13 protein-coding genes and 1 pseudogene are annotated in these 17,359 nt (G+C 70.5%); 11 read left to right on the top strand and 3 right to left on the bottom strand.

From position 1 onward, the window contains the following. Positions 1-8: 8 nt before the first annotated feature. The gene (locus ACO073_RS16505) at positions 9-752 is read right to left on the bottom strand and encodes an SDR family NAD(P)-dependent oxidoreductase (RefSeq protein WP_421998757.1); all 744 of its coding nucleotides are present in this window, start codon (positions 750-752) and stop codon (positions 9-11) included. A gap of 76 nt (positions 753-828) precedes the next feature. Between ACO073_RS16505 and ACO073_RS16500 the strand changes: the two genes are divergently transcribed. The 9 genes from ACO073_RS16500 to ACO073_RS16460 all read left to right on the top strand — a co-directional run bounded on the left by ACO073_RS16500 (position 829) and on the right by ACO073_RS16460 (position 9,988). Beyond that, complete coding sequence (locus ACO073_RS16500; RefSeq protein WP_421998755.1) at positions 829-1,752, top strand: AAA family ATPase; 924 nt, start codon at positions 829-831, stop codon at positions 1,750-1,752. Between the two features lie 75 nt (positions 1,753-1,827). Beyond that, complete coding sequence (locus ACO073_RS16495) at positions 1,828-2,259, top strand: endonuclease domain-containing protein (RefSeq protein WP_421998753.1); 432 nt, start codon at positions 1,828-1,830, stop codon at positions 2,257-2,259. Next, entirely contained in the window at positions 2,243-3,517 is a 1,275-nt protein-coding gene (locus ACO073_RS16490) for a vWA domain-containing protein (RefSeq protein ID WP_421998751.1), read from the top strand. Before ACO073_RS16495 ends, ACO073_RS16490 begins: the two co-directional genes overlap by 17 nt. Further along, on the top strand, positions 3,514-3,834 hold the full coding sequence (locus ACO073_RS16485) for an XdhC family protein (protein ID WP_421998749.1): 321 nt from the start codon (positions 3,514-3,516) through the stop codon (positions 3,832-3,834). The genes ACO073_RS16490 and ACO073_RS16485 overlap by 4 nt, the downstream gene beginning before the upstream one ends. Position 3,835: 1 nt before the next feature. Next, a complete protein-coding gene (locus tag ACO073_RS16480; protein ID WP_421998747.1) occupies positions 3,836-4,564 on the top strand; it encodes an XdhC family protein in 729 nt (242 codons plus the stop codon). Continuing rightward, positions 4,561-6,228, top strand: coding sequence for an NTP transferase domain-containing protein (locus ACO073_RS16475; protein WP_421998745.1), 1,668 nt, complete (start codon positions 4,561-4,563; stop codon positions 6,226-6,228). Before ACO073_RS16480 ends, ACO073_RS16475 begins: the two co-directional genes overlap by 4 nt. Then, a complete protein-coding gene (locus ACO073_RS16470; RefSeq protein WP_421998743.1) occupies positions 6,225-7,445 on the top strand; it encodes an aminotransferase class V-fold PLP-dependent enzyme in 1,221 nt (406 codons plus the stop codon). The genes ACO073_RS16475 and ACO073_RS16470 overlap by 4 nt, the downstream gene beginning before the upstream one ends. After that, on the top strand, positions 7,442-7,849 hold the full coding sequence (locus ACO073_RS16465; RefSeq protein ID WP_421998741.1) for an iron-sulfur cluster assembly scaffold protein: 408 nt from the start codon (positions 7,442-7,444) through the stop codon (positions 7,847-7,849). The genes ACO073_RS16470 and ACO073_RS16465 overlap by 4 nt, the downstream gene beginning before the upstream one ends. Positions 7,850-7,960: 111 nt before the next feature. Further along, positions 7,961-9,988, top strand: a complete 2,028-nt coding sequence (locus ACO073_RS16460) for a DUF4139 domain-containing protein (RefSeq protein ID WP_421998739.1) — start codon at positions 7,961-7,963, stop codon at positions 9,986-9,988. A gap of 802 nt (positions 9,989-10,790) precedes the next feature. Here ACO073_RS16460 and recG read toward each other — a convergent pair. Beyond that, positions 10,791-12,872, bottom strand: coding sequence for an ATP-dependent DNA helicase RecG (gene recG / locus ACO073_RS16455; RefSeq protein ID WP_421998737.1), 2,082 nt, complete (start codon positions 12,870-12,872; stop codon positions 10,791-10,793). Positions 12,873-12,946: 74 nt separating this feature from the next. Here recG and ACO073_RS16450 point away from each other — a divergent pair, with 74 nt between their 5' ends. Further along, positions 12,947-13,216, top strand: coding sequence for a succinate dehydrogenase assembly factor 2 (locus ACO073_RS16450; protein WP_421998735.1), 270 nt, complete (start codon positions 12,947-12,949; stop codon positions 13,214-13,216). Further along, a complete protein-coding gene (gene mfd / locus ACO073_RS16445) occupies positions 13,216-16,707 on the top strand; it encodes a transcription-repair coupling factor (RefSeq protein WP_421998733.1) in 3,492 nt (1,163 codons plus the stop codon). Before ACO073_RS16450 ends, mfd begins: the two co-directional genes overlap by 1 nt. A 364-nt stretch (positions 16,708-17,071) precedes the next feature. Here mfd and ACO073_RS16440 read toward each other — a convergent pair. After that, positions 17,072-17,239 (bottom strand): annotated as a pseudogene (locus ACO073_RS16440) (TetR family transcriptional regulator); the annotation flags it as partial. Positions 17,240-17,359 lie beyond the last annotated feature (120 nt).

Genomic DNA, 17,359 nt, shown 5'->3' with positions numbered 1-17,359 from the left:
GTCGGCTTTCAGTAGGTCGCGCGGCCGCCGGACAGGTCGAAGGCGGCGCCGGTTGAGAAGGTGCAGAGATCGGAGGCGAGCCAGGCGACGAGCTCCGCCACCTCGCCGACCTCGCCGAAGCGGTTCATCGGAATCTTGGACAGCATGTACTGGATGTGCTGCTCGGTCATCTGGCTGAACAGCTCCGTCTTGACCACGGCCGGCGCCACGCAGTTGACCAGCACGCCGGCGGTCGCGAGTTCCTTGCCGAGCGACTTGGTGAGGCCGATCACGCCCGCCTTGGAGGCGGAGTAGGCCGAGGCGTTGGGGTTGCCTTCCTTGCCGGCCACCGAGGCGATGTTGACGATGCGGCCGTAGCCGCGCGCGGCCATGCCGCCGGCGACGGCGCGGTTGCACAGGAAGACGCCGGTCAGGTTGATGTCGATCACCTGCTTCCAGGCGTCGACCGGATAGTCCACGACAGTGGTGTTGGGGCCGGTGATGCCGGCGCTGGCGACCAGGATGTCGGGCGGCGCCAGTCCGCTTTCGGTGGCGGCGAGCGCCGCCGCAATCGAGTCCTCGCTTGTGACGTCGACCTCGACGGCGATCGCGCCCGCGAGACCGGCGGCCGACTCCCGGGCGCGGGCGACGTCGCGGTCCCAGAGCGCGACGCGGCCGCCGCCGGCCGTGATCCGGGCGGCGCAGGCGAGCCCGATGCCGCGCGCGCCGCCGGTCACGATGGCGGTCCGCCCCCTGAACAAGTCCGCCTGCATGGCTGCCTCCCAAATCCTTGAATTATCTCGTGATTCCTACCATATCGAGCCGCCGCCCCATTCGCTACACTGACCCATGACCTCAGCGCCACCTGCCTCCATTGATGCCACGCTCGATCTCCTGAAGCGTGGCGACTACGTCGCCGATCGCAGCCTCGCCACCGTTCTCTACCTGGCGCTCAAGCTCGGCCGGCCGCTGTTCTGCGAGGGCGAGGCGGGCGTCGGCAAGACCGAGATCGCCAAGGTGCTGGCCGCGACGCTTGGCCGGCCGCTGATCCGCCTGCAGTGCTACGAGGGGCTCGACGTCGCCTCGGCCGTCTACGAATGGAACTACTCGCGCCAGATGATCGAGATCCGGCTGGCCGAGGCGCAGGGCGTCCACGATCGCGGCGCGCTGGCGGCCGACATCTTCGACGAGCGGTTCCTGATCCGCCGGCCGCTCCTGGACGCGCTCAGCCCGCATGCCGGCGGCGCGCCCGTGCTGCTGATCGACGAGCTCGACCGCACCGACGAGCCGTTCGAGGCCTATCTCCTCGAGGTGCTGTCGGACTTCCAGGTCACGATCCCCGAGCTCGGCACGATCAAGGCGCACGAGACGCCGATCGTCATCATCACTTCCAACCGCACGCGGGAGATCCACGACGCGCTGAAGCGGCGCTGCTTCTACCACTGGGTCGACTATCCCGACCTGCAGCGCGAGCTCGAGATCCTGAAGGTCAAGGCCCCGGGCGCCGGCGAGCGCCTGTCGCGCCAGGTCGTGGGCTTCGTCCAGGAACTGCGCAAGCTCGACCTGTTCAAGGCGCCCGGCGTCGCCGAGTCGATCGACTGGTCGACGGCGCTGTCGGAGCTGAACGTCCTCGACCTCGACCCGCGCACCATCAACGACACGCTGGGCGTCCTGCTCAAGTACCAGGACGACATCCAGCGCCTTCAGGGCTCCGAGGCCGCCGAGATCCTGCGCAAGGTCAACGCCGACATCGCCTCCCATCCGCTGGGGTAGGGGATCGTGTTCCTGGCCCATTGCTCATTCTTCAGGCTCCTCTCCCCCGCTAGGGGAGAGGGTGGGAGAGGGGGCATGAGTAGGAGGTCCGACAAGGCCCGCGAACTCAGGCATGAGCCCAGCCGCGCCGAGCGCTTGTGCTGGGAGCAGATCCGTGGGCACCGAATGGAAGGGGCCAAGTTCCGTCGCCAGCATCCGATCGGTCCATATTTCGCCGATTTCGCCTGCGTATCGCGGCGGCTGGTCATCGAGATCGACGGCGACCATCACGCGGACAGGGTAGAATCCGATCTTCGACGGACGGCGTTCATGGAAGGTCAGGGATGGCGCGTCGTTCGGTTCGGTGCACGTGACGTCGTGGAAAGTCCGGAGGGCATCTGGGCTGCCATTCAAGCGGAGATCAGCGAAGGTACGTCGCCCCCTCTCCTAACCTCTCCCCCTAGCGGGGGAGAGGAACATGAGGGGGGCGGTCCAATCAGGGGGCAAGGCCATGGACGCGCTCCCTGATGCGGCACCGACGCCCGGTGGACCGGGTGGCAAGATTGCGACCAACATCGTCCACTTCGCGCGGACGCTGCGGACGGCGGGACTGCGCGTCGGGCCGGGCCAGGTGCTGCGCGCCATCGAGGCGGTGGAAACGGCGGGGCTCAGGCGTCGCGAGGACTTCTACTGGACCTTGCACTCGGTGTTCGTTAACCGCCGCGACCAGCGCGAGATCTTCGACCAGGCGTTCCACGTCTACTGGCGCAATCCGCGTCTCCTCGAGAAGATGATGGAGATGCTGCTGCCGCAGATCGGCGTGCCCGAGGCCGAGCCGCGCAAGGAGTTGAGCCGGCGCCTGCAGGAGGCGCTGCAACCGGGCCGCGGCGAGGCCCCGCCGGACGAGAAAGAGCCGCCGGAGCTCGAGGTCGAGGCGACCTTCACCGTCTCCGACCGCGAGGTCCTGCAGCATCGCGACTTCGAGCAGATGTCGCAGGCCGAGATCGACGAGGCGCTGCGGGCCATCGCGCGGCTGCGGCTGCCGGTGCCGGAACGGCGGACCCGGCGCTTCCAGCCCTCGCGCAGCGGGGCGCGCATCGACTTCCGCGCCTCGCTGCGGCGCGCGCTGCGGCCGGAAGGGCTGATCGACCTGCGCAGGCGCGAGCCGCGGCGTCGGCCGCCGCCGCTGGTGATCCTGTGCGACATCTCGGGCTCGATGGCCCGCTACACGCGCATGTTCCTGCATTTCATGCATGCGATCACCAACGACCGCGACCGCGTGTACTGCTTCACCTTCGGCACGCGGCTGCACAATGTCAGCCGGGCGCTGCGCAGCCGCGACGTCGATGTCGCCCTCGAGAAGGCCTCGGCCCAGGTCGAGGACTGGTCGGGCGGCACGCGGATCGGCCAGACGCTGCACGAGTTCAACAACAGGTGGTCGCGGCGGGTGCTGGGCCAGGGCGCGGTCGTGCTGCTGATCACCGACGGGCTCGACCGCGAGGGCGCGGCGGGCCTCGCCGAGGAGATGGAGCGGCTTCACAAGTCCTGTTCCCGGCTGATCTGGCTCAACCCGCTCTTGCGCTACGGCGCCTATGAGCCCAAATCGCAGGGGAACAAGGCAATGTTGCCCCATGTCGACGAGTTCCGGCCGGTGCATAATCTGGAGAGCCTGGCCGGGCTGATCGCGGCCCTCGGCGGAACGCAACCCGGGGGCGACCGGCGGCTGTCGGGCTGGCAGGCGGACTTGCGCAAGGATCAACCGCACGCAATCGGGAGTGGACCATGAGCGACGCGCTCGACGTTCTGGAACAGGTCGACAAGTGGAAGGCGTCCGGCAAGGGGGTCGCCATCGCCACGGTCATCACCACCTGGGGCTCCTCGCCCCGTCCGGTGGGCAGCCAGCTCGGGGTCGACGACAGCGGCGCCATGGTCGGCTCGGTGTCCGGTGGCTGCATCGAGGGCGCCGTGGTGAAGGAGGCGTTGGCCTCGATCGCCGACGGCCAGCCGCGGCTGCTCGACTTCGGCGTCACCGACGAGCAGGCCTGGGACGTGGGCCTCGCCTGCGGCGGCAAGGTCCAGGTCTTCGTCGAGAAGGTGAACTGAGATGAAGGCCGGGACCATCGCCGCCCTCAAGGAAGCGCGCGGCAAGCGCCGCGCCGTCGTGCTGGCGACGCGGCTGAGCGACGCCGCCGAGGCGCTGGTCTATGCCGATTCAGCCGAGGGCACGCTGGCGGGCGACGCCGCGCTGGTCGCCGCGGCGCGCCGCGCCATGACCGTCGGCCGCAGCGAGACCGTCGAGGTCGACGGCCAGCGCATCTTCCTCAACGTCTACGTCCCGCCGGCGCGGCTGGTGATCGTGGGCGCGGTGCACATCGCGCAGACGCTGGCGCCGATGGCGGCCATGCTCGACTTCGACGTCACCGTGGTCGATCCGCGCGGCGCCTGGGCGACCGCCAACCGCTTTCCCGGCGTCAAGGTCATCCAGGAATGGGCCGACGAGGCCTTCCAGGAAATGGGGCTCGACGTGTCCACGGCGGTGGTCACCCTGACCCACGATCCCAAGCTCGACGATCCCGCGCTCGAATCGGCGCTGCGGTCCGAGGCCTTCTACGTCGGGGCGCTCGGCAGCAAGCGCACCCACGCCAAGCGCAAGGAGCGGCTGGCGGAGGCCGGCATCACCGACGAGCAGTTCGCGCGCATCCACGGGCCGGTCGGTCTCAACATCGGCGCCAGGTCGCCGGCCGAGATCGCGGTGTCGATCCTTGGCCAGATCGTCGAGGTGCGGGCCCGCCGCACGGAGGCGCTGGCGGCGCCCAAGGTGGCGGCGGCGTGAGATTCGGCGACACGCCGATCGACGAGGCGGCCGGCGCCATCCTGGCGCACAGCTGGCGCGCCAGCGGCGTGAACTTCGCCAAGGGCCGGCGCCTGTCGGAGGAGGACGTGGCGCGGCTCAAGGCGGCGGGCGCCTCGAGCGTCGTGGCCGCCCGCCTCGATGCCGACGACATCCACGAGGACGAGGCGGCGGCGACCGTGGCCAAGGCGCTGGCCGGCGAGGGAATCGAGATCACGGCGCCCTTCACCGGCCGCTGCAATCATTTCGCCCGCGAGGCGGGCCTTGCCGTCGTCGATCACGAGCGCATCGACGCCCTGAACGAGCTCGACGAATCGGTCACCGTTGCGACGCTGCCGCCGTTCGCGCGGGTCGAGCCGCGGCAGATGGTGGCCACCGTCAAGATCATCCCCTATGCCGCGCCGCGCAGCGCGGTGGCGCGCGCCCTCGAGGTCGCGACCTCGGCCAACCGGCCGCTGGTCGCGGTGGCGCCGTTCAAGGCGATGCGCGCCGGCCTGGTGCAGACGCGACTGCCGGGCACGCGCGACAAGGTGCTCGACAAGGCGGTCGGGACGACCACCAAGCGCTTGACCTCGCTCGGCAGCGCGCTGGTCGGCGAGCGACGCGTCGCGCACGAAGCGCGGGCGATCGCCGGCGCGCTCGCGGAGCTGAAGGACGAGGGCTGCGACATCTTCCTCGTCGCCGGTGCGTCGGCCATCGTCGACCGCCACGACGTCGTGCCTGCGGGCATCGAGGCGGCGGGCGGAAAGCTGATCCATTTCGGCATGCCGGTCGATCCTGGCAACCTGCTGCTGACCGCCGAGCTCGACGGACGGCCGGTTCTCGGCCTGCCGGGCTGCGCCAAGTCCCCCAAGTACAACGGCTTCGACATGGTGCTGGAGCGCCTGGCGGCCGGCATCCCGGTCGGGCGGGCCGAGATCGTGCGCATGGGGGCGGGCGGACTGCTGGCCGAAATCGCGAGCCGGCCGCAGCCGCGCGACGACAGCGAGGGCGAAGAAGCGGGCCCTCAGGCGGCGCCGCGCGTCGCCGTGCTGGTGCTCGCGGCGGGGCGCTCGACCCGCATGGGCGGACCCAACAAGCTCCTGGCCGAGGCCGACGGCCAGCCGCTGGTGGTCCATGCCGTGCAGGCGGCGCTCGCCTCGCAGGCGGTCGAGGTCGTCGTCGTGCTGGGCCACATGGCCGACGCGGTACGGGGCGCGGTCGAGCAGGCGGTACCGGCCGGGGCGAGGCTCCGGTTCGTCGCCAATCCGGATTTCGCCGACGGGCTCAGCACGTCGGTGCGCGCCGGCATCGCTGCGCTCGGCAAGGACATCGATGCAGCCATCGTCCAGCTCGGCGACATGCCGGGCGTGGGGGCGGCGCTGCTCGACCGCCTGATGGCGGCATTCAGCCCGGTCGAGGGCCGCTCGATCTGCGTGCCGACCGTCGCCGGCAAGCGCGGCAATCCCGTCCTGTGGGCGCGACGCTTCTTCCCCGAGATCGCCCGTCTGTCGGGCGACACCGGGGCGAGGCACCTGATCGGCGAGCACGCCGACCTCGTCTGCGAGGTCGAGATGGCGGGCGAGGCGGCGGTCACAGACATCGATACGCCCGAGGCGCTGGCCGCCTGGCGGGCGCGGAGCAAGCCCATGAGCCCCGGCAAATGAGTTTCGACGTCGTCGCCGTCCGGCGACAGTTCCCGATCCTGTCCGAGATCATCGACGGCCAGCCGGTCCACTATCTCGACAACGGCGCCTCGGCGCAGACGCCGGAAGCGGTGCTGGATGCGGTGCGGACCTACGAGACGACGCAACGCGCCAACGTGCTGCGTGGCGTCCACCGCCTGGCCGAGCGCGCCACCGAGGCCTACGAGACCGCCCGTGCCGAAGTCGCTTGCTTCCTCGGCGTGCCCGAGATGGAGGTCGTGTTCACCGGCGGCTGCACGGCCGCGATCAACCTCGTGGCCTATTCCTACGGCTCGCTGCTGAAGCCCGGCGACCGCATCCTGGTCTCGGAGCTGGAACATCATTCCAACATCGTGCCGTGGCAGATGCTGCGCCAGCGCGCGGGCATCGAACTCGACTTCGCGCCGGTCACCGTCGATGGGCGCATCGACCTCGACGCCCTGCCGCGCCTGCTTACCCCGCGCACCAAGCTGGTCTCGCTCGCCCACGTCTCCAACGTCACCGGCTCGCTGGTCGATGTCCGCGCCGTCGTCACCCTGGCCCGCACGGTCGGCGCCAAGGTGATGCTGGACGGTGCCCAGCGTGCGCCGCACGGGCCGCTCGACATTCCGGCGCTGGACATCGATTTCTACGTCTTCGCCGGCCACAAGGCCTACGGGCCGAACGGCATCGGCGCGCTGTGGGCGAAGCCGGCGCTGCTGGAGGCGATGCCGCCGTTTCATGGCGGCGGCTCGATGATCGGCCGGGTCACCAAGGCCGAGACGACCTGGGCGCCGCCGCCGCGGCGCTTCGAGGCCGGGACGCCGCCGATCGGACCGGCGATCGGGCTCGGCGCCGCCTGCAAGTGGATGCGCGGCCTCGACTGGACGGGTGCGCATGCCCACGAGATGGCCCTGGTCGAACGCCTGATGGGCGGCCTGCAGAAGATCGACGGCGCGCAGCTCTTCGGGCCGGCGAGCCTGCAGAACCGCTATCCCGTCGTGTCTTTCATGCTGGATGGCGTCCATCCCCACGACGTCGCCCAGACGCTCGATTCCTTCGGGGTTGCCGTCCGGGCCGGACATCATTGCGCCCAGCCTCTGATGGACCGCTTCGACCTCGACGGCACGACCCGCGTCTCGATCGCGCCCTACAACGACAATGCCGACATCGATGCGCTGCTGACCGGCGTTCAGCACGCGGCCAGAACCCTGCGATGAACGACCAGCTCTATCAGGACCGCATCGTCGCCCTCGCCAAGGCCAAGACGGGCGCGGGCAAGCTCGCCGAGCCGACGAAATCGGCCCGGCGCGACAACCCGTTGTGCGGCGACCGGGTGGTCGTCGACGTCCGCCTGGGCGAGAAGGGGAAGATCGCCGAGATCGGCCATCAGGTGCGGGGCTGCCTTCTCTGCCAGGCCTCGGCCTCGGCCCTGGCCTCCGTGGCCGTCGGCCGCGACGCGGCGGGCATCGCCGCGATCCAGCAGGACGCCGAGCGCGCGCTCGGACGAACGGAGGGCGAGGCGGGCGAGCCCTTCGCGGCCTTCGCGCCGGTCCGGAACCACAGGTCCCGGCACGAATGCGTGCTGCTGCCGATCGAGGCGCTGAAGGACGCGCTGAAGTAGCTGGATCCGCGGGGCGGGGACGGGATCCCCGAACCCACTTTGGTCGTTCCATCGCCGCGGTCGCGTCACAGTCCCGGCCCACCTTGCGCGCCGCATCGCCCGGGAGAGCTCATGCATCACATCCTGTCAGCCGTCGCCCTGCTGGGCGTCCTCGCCTTGCCGTTCGCCGCCGCCGCGCAGGATCTTGCGCTCAAGCGGGTCATGCTGTCGTCGGGCGGGCTCGGCTATTTCGAGTACGAGGCCACCGTCGACGGCGACGCGACCCTGAAGCTTACCGTATCGCTGGACCAGGTCGACGACGTGCTGAAGAGCCTGGTGGTCTACGACGACAAGGGAGGCGTCGGGGGCCTCAGCCTGCCGGGCCGCGAGCCGCTGGCCCAGACCTTCAAGGACCTGCCCTTCGACCAGGCCTCGCTCGGCTCGCCCGCCGACCTGTTGGCCACACTGAAGGGCGCCGAGGTCACGGTCGGCGGATCGCGCGCCATCACCGGCCGCATCGTGTCGGTGCAGAAGGAGACGGCGACCCGCGACGACGGCAAGACGGCGATCGAGCGGACGCGCGTCACGCTGCTGACGGACCGCGGCCTGCAGCAGTTCATCCTCGAGGACGCCGAGAACCTGCAGTTCGCCGATCCGGCGCTGCGCGCCCAGGTCGGCGAGGCGCTGATGGCCATCCAGACCAATCGCGCCAAGGACTCGCGGACGCTCGAGCTCTCGGCGCGCGGCCAGGGCCGGCGCACGGTCCGGGTCGCCTACATCGTCGAGGTGCCGGTCTGGAAGGCCTCGTATCGCCTGACCCTTCCGGCCGATGCGACGGCGCCGCGGGCGGCGATGCAGGGCTGGGCCACGGTCGAGAACCTGAGCGGCCAGGACTGGAAGGACGTCGACCTGACGCTTGTGTCGGGCCGCCCCGTCGCCTTCCGCCAGGCGCTCTACGAGGCCTACTACGTCAAGCGGCCGGAGATCCCCGTCGAGGTTGCCGGCCGGCTGATGCCGGGCGTCGATCGCGGCGGCGTTCAGGCCGAGGATCGCTTCAGGGCTGCGCCGCCACCGCCTCCTCCGGCGCCGGCTGCCATGCCGCCGCGGGCGCAGGAAAGGGCCAACGCCAAGGCGATGTCGGCCCCGCCGCCGGCCGGCGCCGGCGCGGCCGACGCCTTCGAGGCCACCGACGCGGCGACCCAGGTCGTCTTCCGCTTTCCCAAGACGGTGAGCGTCGCCAACGGCCGCACCCTGTCGCTGCCGGTCATCGATCGCGAGATGCCGGCCGCCCGGCTGGCGCTCTATCAACCGGAAACCGCGGCGCGCAATCCGCTGGCGGCCGTGCGGCTCACCAACGACGGCGAGAGCGGCCTGCCGCCGGGCCTGATCACCCTCTACGAGCGCGACAAGGCAGGATACGTCGCCTATGTCGGCGACGCGCGCCTGTCGGCCATGCCGGTGGGCGAGACCCGGCTGCTCGCCTATGCGCTCGACGAGAAGATCACGATCGAGCGCGAGGTCGGCCAGACCGATCGCATCGCCAGCGGCAAGATCGTGAACGGCGCCCTTCAGCTCTCGCGCATCGTGCGCCAGACCGTCACCTACCGTGTCCGCGGCCCGGCCAAGGAGGCGCGGCTGCTCGTGGTCATGCAGCGGCGCCTGCCGGGCTGGACGCTGGTCAAGCCCGAGGGCAAGGACGTCGAGCTGAGCGAGGGCAACTACCGCATCCCGTTCCGCCTTCCGGGCGGCGACGCGACGCAGACGTTCGAGGTCGTGCAGGAGCAGACCCTGCAGCAGGAGCTGCGGCTGGTCGAAGCACAGGCCGACCAGATCGGCGTCTATGCCCGCGCGCGCGAGTTCGACGACAGGACGCGCGCCGCCCTGGCGCGCATCGTCGAGCTGCAGGGCGCGGTGGCGGAGGCCCAGCGGCGCGTGACGCAGGCCGATGCCGAGCGTCAGCAGATCGTGCAGGAGCAGGCCCGGCTGCGCGACAATCTCGCCCGTGTCCCGGCCAACAGCGACCTTCAGCGGCGCTACCTCGCGACCCTGGACAAGCAGGAGACGGAGCTCGAGGCGATCGCGCAGCGCCGCGCCGCGGCGGAGAAGGCGGTCGAGGCGGCGCGCCAGGCGCTGCGGATCTATGTCAGCCAGCTGGGGTGAACCGCATGACTTCCGATCCCGACCCGCGATCGTCCGGCTGAGCACCCGTTGGTTTGGACCTCTGGGGTTCCACGGGACGGCTTGAGCGAAACTCAAGCCGTCATTGGATCGCTTCGTCGTGACGGACGCCCGTTGAGCGCAGATGGAACCTCATTGTCACTGGCGTCAGGCCCACCGTGCGCTGACGGGCGTTCGGAAGCCTGGTCCGGTTCCAGCCGATTGCCGGTCTTCGCGTGGTACGCAATAACTCGAAAATAACGGTAGTACTTGACGGAACGATAACTCGTCTTATAATTTTCCCATGAGCGTTGTTGGCCGCCCGACGAGCTATCGCCCGGAATTCTGCGAGCTTGCCTCCAACTACTGCCTGCTCGGAGCGACCAACGCGGAGCTCGCCGGCTTCTTCGATGTGGCGCCGCGCACCGTCGACAACTGGATCGCCCGCATTCCCGAGTTCGCGGCTGCCGTGCGGGAGGGCCGGGCAGTCGCCGATTCCCGTGTGGCGCATGCCCTCTACCAACGCGCGGTCGGCTACGACAGTTCGGTCCAGCGTACCGTCCTGTGGCGCGGAGAAGAGAGGATCCTCACCCGGACGGTGCATCATCCGCCCGACATCCGGGCCTGCATCTTCTGGCTATCCAACCGTCGACGCCAGGACTGGTGCAAGAATCCTCGGCCGCCGGTCGTCGACCGACCGCCGGGCGGGAACTGGTGGGAGGCGCGGGACGCGGCCGGTGACATGGACGGGGACGCGGTGCACGACCCGAGAGAGACGCGCGGTGACGTGGCGCAACGCCATCCCTCAACCGGCGCGCAGGGTCCTGACGGCGTCGTCGCGGCGGAACAGGTAGAGCAGGACGCGCAGGGCCGCGCCGCGTCCTGTCTGCAGGTCGGGATCGCGCTCGACGATCAGGCGGGCATCGTCGCGCGCCGCCGCGAGCAGTTCGCCGTGCACGGCAAAGTCGGCGAGGCGCATGTCCGGCAGGCCGCTCTGACGGGTGCCGAGCAGCTCGCCGGCGCCGCGCAGGCGCAGATCCTCCTCGGCGATCCGGAACCCGTCCTCGGTCTCGCGCATGATGGCGAGCCGGGCCTTGGCGGTCTCGCCGAGCGGCTGGGCGTAGAGCAGCAGGCAGGTCGAGCGGGCGGAGCCGCGCCCGACGCGGCCGCGAAGCTGGTGGAGCTGCGCCAGGCCGAAGCGCTCGGCATGCTCGATGACCATCACGGTCGCGGCCGGCACGTCGACGCCGACCTCGATCACCGTCGTCGCCACCAGGACCGAGAGCCGTCCGTCGGCGAACGCCGCCATCGTGGCTTCGCGCTCGGCGCCCTTGAGACGGCCGTGCAGCAGTCCCACCTTGCCGGGAAAGCGGGCGCCGAGCTGACGGAACCGTTCCTCGGCATTGGCGAGATCGACGTCCTCGGATTCCTCGATCAGCGGACAGACCCAGTAGACGCGCGCACCGGCCGCGATCTGCCGGCCGACCCCGTCGGCCACCTCGCCGATCCGCTCCAGCGGGATGGTGCGGGTGTCGATCGGCTGGCGGCCGGCCGGCTTCTCGGTGAGCTTCGAGACGTCGAGGTCGCCGTAGGCGGCCAGCATCAGGGTGCGGGGGATCGGCGTCGCGGTCATCACCAGCAGGTCGACGGCATGACCCTTCGACGACAATGCCATGCGCTGATGGACGCCGAACCGGTGCTGCTCGTCGACCACGGCGAGCGCGAGGTCGGCGAACTCGACATCCTCCTGGACGAGGGCATGGGTGCCGACCACGAGCTGGATCGATCCGTCGGCCAGGCCCCGCAGCGTCTCCTTCTTCTGCTTCTGGCCGTCGCGGCCCGTGAGCAGCGCGAGGCGCACGCCGGCCGCCGCGGCCAGCGGCGCGATCGTCGCATGGTGCTGGCGTGCCAGCAGCTCGGTGGGGGCCATCAGCGCCGCCTGTGCGCGCCCCTCGACACCGACCAGCATGGCGAGCAGCGCCACCAGCGTCTTGCCGCTGCCGACATCGCCCTGCAGCAGGCGGATCATGCGTTCCGGCTGGGCGAGGTCGGCCTCGATCTCGGCGATGGCGGCCTGCTGGCTGGCCGTGAGGGCGAAGGGCAGGCTCTTCAGCACGCGCGCGCGCAGGTGGCCGTCGCCCGTCGTGGCCCGTCCCGCCACCGTCCGGTTGTGGTGGCGCACCAGCGCGATGGCGAGCTGGCTGGCCAGCAGTTCGTCGAAAGCCAGGCGGGCACGCGCCGGATGCAGCGGCGAGAGGTCGCCTTCCTCGGCCGGCGCATGGGCGTGCGCGAGGGCGGCGCGCCAGCCGTCCCAGCCGTTCTTCCGCCGGAAGGCCTCGTCCTGCCATTCCGGCAGCTCGGGCGCCCGCTCGACCGCGGCAGCGACGGCCTTCTGGATCGGCCGCTGGGTCAGGCCGGCGGTCAGGCCATAGACCGGCTCGACGCGCAGGATGCGCTCGCGCTCCTCCGCAGGGACGACGTGGTCGGGGTGCGTCATCTGCACCTCGCCCTGGTAGACTTCGACCTTGCCGCTCACCACCCGGACCTCGCCGACCGGCAGGAGCTTGCGCAGATAGTCCTCGCGGCCGTTGAAGAAGGTCAGGCACAGGCGGCCGGTCTCGTCGCTGCACCAGACGCGATAGGGCTGGCGAGGACTGCGCGGCACCAGGTGCTCGTCGACCGTGACGGTGAGCGTCGCGATGTCGCCGGCGCGGGCGGCGGCGATCTCGGGCGCGTTGCGGCGGTCGATGACGGCGAAGGGCAGGTGCCACAGCAGGTCGAGCACCAGCGCTCCCGCGATCTTCTCGACGAGCTTGCCCAGCCGCGGCCCGATTCCGGGCAGCGAGGTGATCTGGGCGAAGAGGGGCGTGAGGCTCTGCGGACGCATGGGAGTCAAGCTCTGGGGCGGCGTGACTTCACCATCGCCGCCCCCTATATGCTACGCCGCTTTCTGGGGAAAACATGACGCGCGAGACCGATCTCGAGACGCGGCGAAAGCGTTTGCTCTATCGCAGCGTCTACCGTGGCAACAAGGAGAACGACATCCTGCTGGGTCAGTTCGCGCGCGCCCATATCGCCGATTTCGACGCCGCCCAGCTCGACCAGTACGAGCGCCTGCTGGCCCGCGGCGACAACGAGCTCTTCGACTGGATCACCGGCCAGGCCGCTCCGCCGGCCGAGGAGGACACGCCGGTGCTGCGCCTGCTCCAGGCGTTCCGTGTGAGGTTCTAGTGGCGGCGTTGACGGAAACCCTGGCGCCGATCGCGCGCAAGCCCGGACGATGGACGGTCGCGGGCCTGCCCGAAGGCGCCGATGCGCTGGCGCTGGCCGAGCTCGCGAGGACCACCGGCGGGCAGGACATTCTGCATGTCGCGCGCGACGGACAGCGGCTTGAACGGCTGCAGGACGGGCTGCGCTTCTTCGCGCCGGAGCGCGAGGTGCTGGTCTTCCCGGCCTGGGATTGCCTGCCCTACGATCGGCTGTCGCCCCATCCCGACATCGTGGCGGAGCGCCTGGAGACCCTGGTGCGCCTGGCGGCACCGAGGAAGCCGGGCTCACCGGCGCGCATCATTCTCGCCTCGGTGGGAGCTGCGCTCCAGCGCGTGCCGCCGCGCGGTCTCTATGCCGAGGCCGCCGTCGTCGTGAAGAAAGGCCAGACGGTCGACCCCGCCTGGCTCAGCCGGTTCCTCGGCGAGAACGGATACGGCCGCTCGGAGACGGTCATGGAGCCCGGCGAGTTCGCCATCCGCGGCGGACTGGTCGACCTCTTTCCGCCCGGCACGCCCGAGCCGGTCCGGCTCGACCTGTTCGGCGACGTGCTGGAGGAAATCCGCTCCTTCGATCCGATGAGCCAGCGCTCGACCGGAACCCGCGACGAGGTCGTGCTCCTGCCGGTGAGCGAGGTCGTGCTGACCAAGGACAGCATCGCCCGTTTCCGCGGCGGCTATCGCGAGCTCTTCGGCAATGCGACCGACGACGCGCTCTACGAGGCGGTATCGGCCGGCCACCGGCACGTCGGCATGGAGCATTGGCTGCCGCTGTTCCACGACCGGCTCGAGACGCTGCTCGACTACTGCGCCGACGCCGTCGTCACGGCCGACCATCAGATCGGCGAGGCCTTCGCGGCGCGGCACGAGTTGATCACCGACTACTACGACGCGCGGCTGAAGACCGGCGCCAAGGGCGGCATGAGCGGCGCGGCCGACTACAAGCCGGTGCCGCCCGAGCGGCTCTACCTCAAGCCCTCGGAATGGGAGCGGCTGCTCGAAGGCCGCAGCACGGTCCAGTTCACCAGCTTCGACGCGCCGGCCGACACGGCCGGGACGATCGACCTCGGCGGGCGGCGGCACGAGGGCTTCGCCCGGGCGCGCACCGCCCAGGGCGTCAACCTGTTCGACGTCGTGGCCGAGCACGTGAAGCAGGCCAATGCCGCCGGCCGGCGCGTGCTGGTCGCCGGCTACACCGAGGGGTCGGCCAGCCGCCTGCAGCATCTCCTGCAGGAGCACGGCGCCACGACCCCCGTGCCGGTGTCGGACTTCGCCACCGTCCAGGGCCTGCCGGCGGGTGCGCTCGGCATCGCCGTGTGGCCGGTGGAGCACGGCTTCGTCCTCGACGGGCTGGAGGTGATCGGCGAGGAGGACATCCTCGGCGACCGCTTGTCCCGTCCGGCCCGCAAGCGCCGGCCGGCGGAGCGCTTCATCGCAGAGGCCTCGGCACTCAGCGAGGGCGACCTCGTCGTCCACCGCGAGCACGGGGTCGGGCGCTACGAGGGGTTGGTCACGCTCGAGATCCATTTCGCTCGGCACGACTGCCTGCGGCTGACCTACGACGGCGGCGACAAGCTGTTCGTCCCGGTCGAGAACATCGACGTGCTGAGCCGCTACGGCGCCGGCGAGGAGGGGGCGACGCTCGACCGGCTGGGCGGCGTCGCCTGGCAGTCGCGCAAGGCCCGGCTCAAGCAGCGCATCGCCGACATGGCCGACCGTCTGATCAAGATCGCCGCCGAGCGGGCCGTGCAGCGCGGCGACACGATGAGCCCGCCCGAGGGCGCCTACGAGGAGTTCTGCGCCCGCTTTCCCTACGCCGAGACCGAGGACCAGCTGCAGGCGATCTCGGACGTGATCGACGACCTGTCGTCGGGCAAGCCGATGGACCGGCTGATCTGCGGCGACGTGGGCTTCGGCAAGACCGAGGTGGCGCTGCGCGCGGCTTTCGTCGCCGCCCTGTCGGGCAAGCAGGTGGCGGTCATCGGCCCGACGACGCTGCTGGCGCGGCAGCATCACCGCACCTTCGTCGAGCGCTTCGCGGGTTTTCCGGTGCGCATCGGCCGGCTCTCCCGCCTGGTCGTCGCCAAGGAGGCCAAGGCCACCAAGGAGGCGATGAAGGAGGGCACGCTCGACATCGTCGTCGGCACGCACGCGCTGCTCGGCAAGGGCGTGGAATTCAAGGATCTCGGCCTGCTGATCGTCGACGAGGAGCAGCATTTCGGCGTCGCCCACAAGGAGCGCCTGAAGGAGCTGCGCGCCGACGTCCACGTGCTGACCCTCAGCGCCACGCCGATCCCGCGCACCCTGCAGCTCGCGCTGACCGGCGTGCGCGACATGAGCCTGATCGCCACGCCGCCGGTCGACCGGCTGGCGGTCCGCACCTTCGTCACGCCGTTCGACGCGGTCACCATTCGCGAGGCCCTGCTGCGCGAGCAGTATCGCGGCGGCCAGAGCTTCTACGTCTGCCCGCGCATCGAGGACCTGGCCGAGGTCGCCGCCACGCTGCGCGAGCTGGTGCCCGAGATCCGCATGGCCATGGCGCATGGCCGGATGGCGCCGACCGCGATCGAGAACACGATGCAGGACTTCGTCGACGGCAAGTTCGACGTGCTGCTGGCGACCAACATCGTCGAAAGCGGCCTCGACATCCGCAATGCCAATACGATGGTCATCCACCGCGCCGACATGTTCGGCCTGGCACAGCTCTACCAGCTTCGCGGCCGGATCGGTCGCGGCAAGACCCGGGCCTATGCCTACCTGACCGTGCCGCCGGGGCGGGCGCTCAACGAGACGGCGGCCAAGCGGCTCGAGGTGATGCAGACGCTCGATACGCTGGGCGCCGGCTTCCAGCTTGCCAGCCACGACCTCGACATCCGCGGCGCCGGCAACCTGCTGGGCGAGGAGCAGTCGGGCCATATCCGCGAGGTCGGCATCGAGCTCTACCAGCAGCTCCTGGAGGAGGCGGTCGACGCCGCCCGAGGCCGCGCCCGCGAGGCCGCCCAGGCCGACTGGTCGCCCCAGCTCAATCTCGGCATCCCGGTGCTGCTCCCGGAGGAGTACGTGCCGGACCTCTCGGTGCGCATGGGGCTCTACCGGCGCATCGGGGCGCTGGCCAACCCGGCCGAGATCGAGGCCTTCGCGGCCGAGATGGTCGACCGGTTCGGCAAGATGCCGCCCGAGGCCGAGTTCCTGCTGAACACGGTGGCGCTGAAGCTGCTCTGCCGGGCTGCCGGCGTGGACCGCATCGATGCCGGCGAGAAGGCGGTCGTGCTGTCGCTGCACGACAACAAGTTCGCCAAGCCCGACCGGCTCATCGCCTGGCTGCAGAAGAACGCGCCTTTGACGAAGCTGCGGCCCGACCACCGCGTGATGGTGCAGCGCGTCTGGAACGACGACCGGCAGCGGCTTTCGGGCGTGACGTCGATCGTTTCGGCCTTGGCGAAGCTCGCGGCTTGAGGAGCGGATGGATGGCGCGACGGGCGCAGCGCAGCAGCCAGTCGCTGAGCCGCGTGTCGCCCGAGGCGCGGGCGAGGGCGACGGCGCCCACCGCCAGGATCACCGCCACCGTCGCATCGCCATCGAGCCTGCGCTTCCTCGCGCCGGCGATCTCGCCGATCGTCGCCTGGAGCAGGTTGGCGTAGGCCAGCCTGGCCGCCAGCGGCGCGCGGGCGATGTCGGAGGGCAGGGTGGCGAGCACGCATGTCGGCGCGCTCGCGACGAGCTCGGCCTTGTCGAGATAGTCCTTCAGCACGGCGGACGGCTTGCCGCCGCGCAGCCGGGCCCTGAGGCCGGTGCCGGCGATCAGGGTCTCGGTGAACAGCTCCTCCTTGGAGCGGAAGTGGGCGTAGAAGGCGCCGCGCGTCAGCCCGGCGGCCAGCATCACGTCGTCGATGTTGGTGCCGGCATAGCCGCGCAGCCTGAACAGGCGGCCGGCATGATCGAGGATCTCGGCGCGGGTGCGGGCGGTGCGGGCGGGGTTCTGGGGCATGATATGTCTATTATCATATCATATGACGACCATCATGTCGTCCTGAGCGAAGCGAAGGACCTCATCGCCGGCTGCCGCGGGCACGAGATCCCTCGCTTCGCCCAGGATGACGGACGACGG

It is taken from the genome of Reyranella sp. (assembly GCF_965229815.1).
Classification (GTDB): domain Bacteria; phylum Pseudomonadota; class Alphaproteobacteria; order Reyranellales; family Reyranellaceae; genus Reyranella.
This window is presented reverse-complemented; position numbering and strand designations above follow the sequence as displayed.

What these genes read in the sequence shown, in the direction of transcription:
- ACO073_RS16505 (WP_421998757.1), bottom strand. Translation starts at nt 752, where the DNA reads ATGCAGGCGGACTTGTTCAGGGGGCGGACCGCCATCGTGACCGGCGGC.
- ACO073_RS16500 (WP_421998755.1), top strand. Translation starts at nt 829, where the DNA reads ATGACCTCAGCGCCACCTGCCTCCATTGATGCCACGCTCGATCTCCTG.
- ACO073_RS16495 (WP_421998753.1), top strand. Translation starts at nt 1,828, where the DNA reads ATGAGTAGGAGGTCCGACAAGGCCCGCGAACTCAGGCATGAGCCCAGC.
- ACO073_RS16490 (WP_421998751.1), top strand. Translation starts at nt 2,243, where the DNA reads ATGGACGCGCTCCCTGATGCGGCACCGACGCCCGGTGGACCGGGTGGC.
- ACO073_RS16485 (WP_421998749.1), top strand. Translation starts at nt 3,514, where the DNA reads ATGAGCGACGCGCTCGACGTTCTGGAACAGGTCGACAAGTGGAAGGCG.
- ACO073_RS16480 (WP_421998747.1), top strand. Translation starts at nt 3,836, where the DNA reads ATGAAGGCCGGGACCATCGCCGCCCTCAAGGAAGCGCGCGGCAAGCGC.
- ACO073_RS16470 (WP_421998743.1), top strand. Translation starts at nt 6,225, where the DNA reads ATGAGTTTCGACGTCGTCGCCGTCCGGCGACAGTTCCCGATCCTGTCC.
- ACO073_RS16465 (WP_421998741.1), top strand. Translation starts at nt 7,442, where the DNA reads ATGAACGACCAGCTCTATCAGGACCGCATCGTCGCCCTCGCCAAGGCC.
- ACO073_RS16460 (WP_421998739.1), top strand. Translation starts at nt 7,961, where the DNA reads ATGCATCACATCCTGTCAGCCGTCGCCCTGCTGGGCGTCCTCGCCTTG.
- recG (WP_421998737.1), bottom strand. Translation starts at nt 12,872, where the DNA reads ATGCGTCCGCAGAGCCTCACGCCCCTCTTCGCCCAGATCACCTCGCTG.
- ACO073_RS16450 (WP_421998735.1), top strand. Translation starts at nt 12,947, where the DNA reads ATGACGCGCGAGACCGATCTCGAGACGCGGCGAAAGCGTTTGCTCTAT.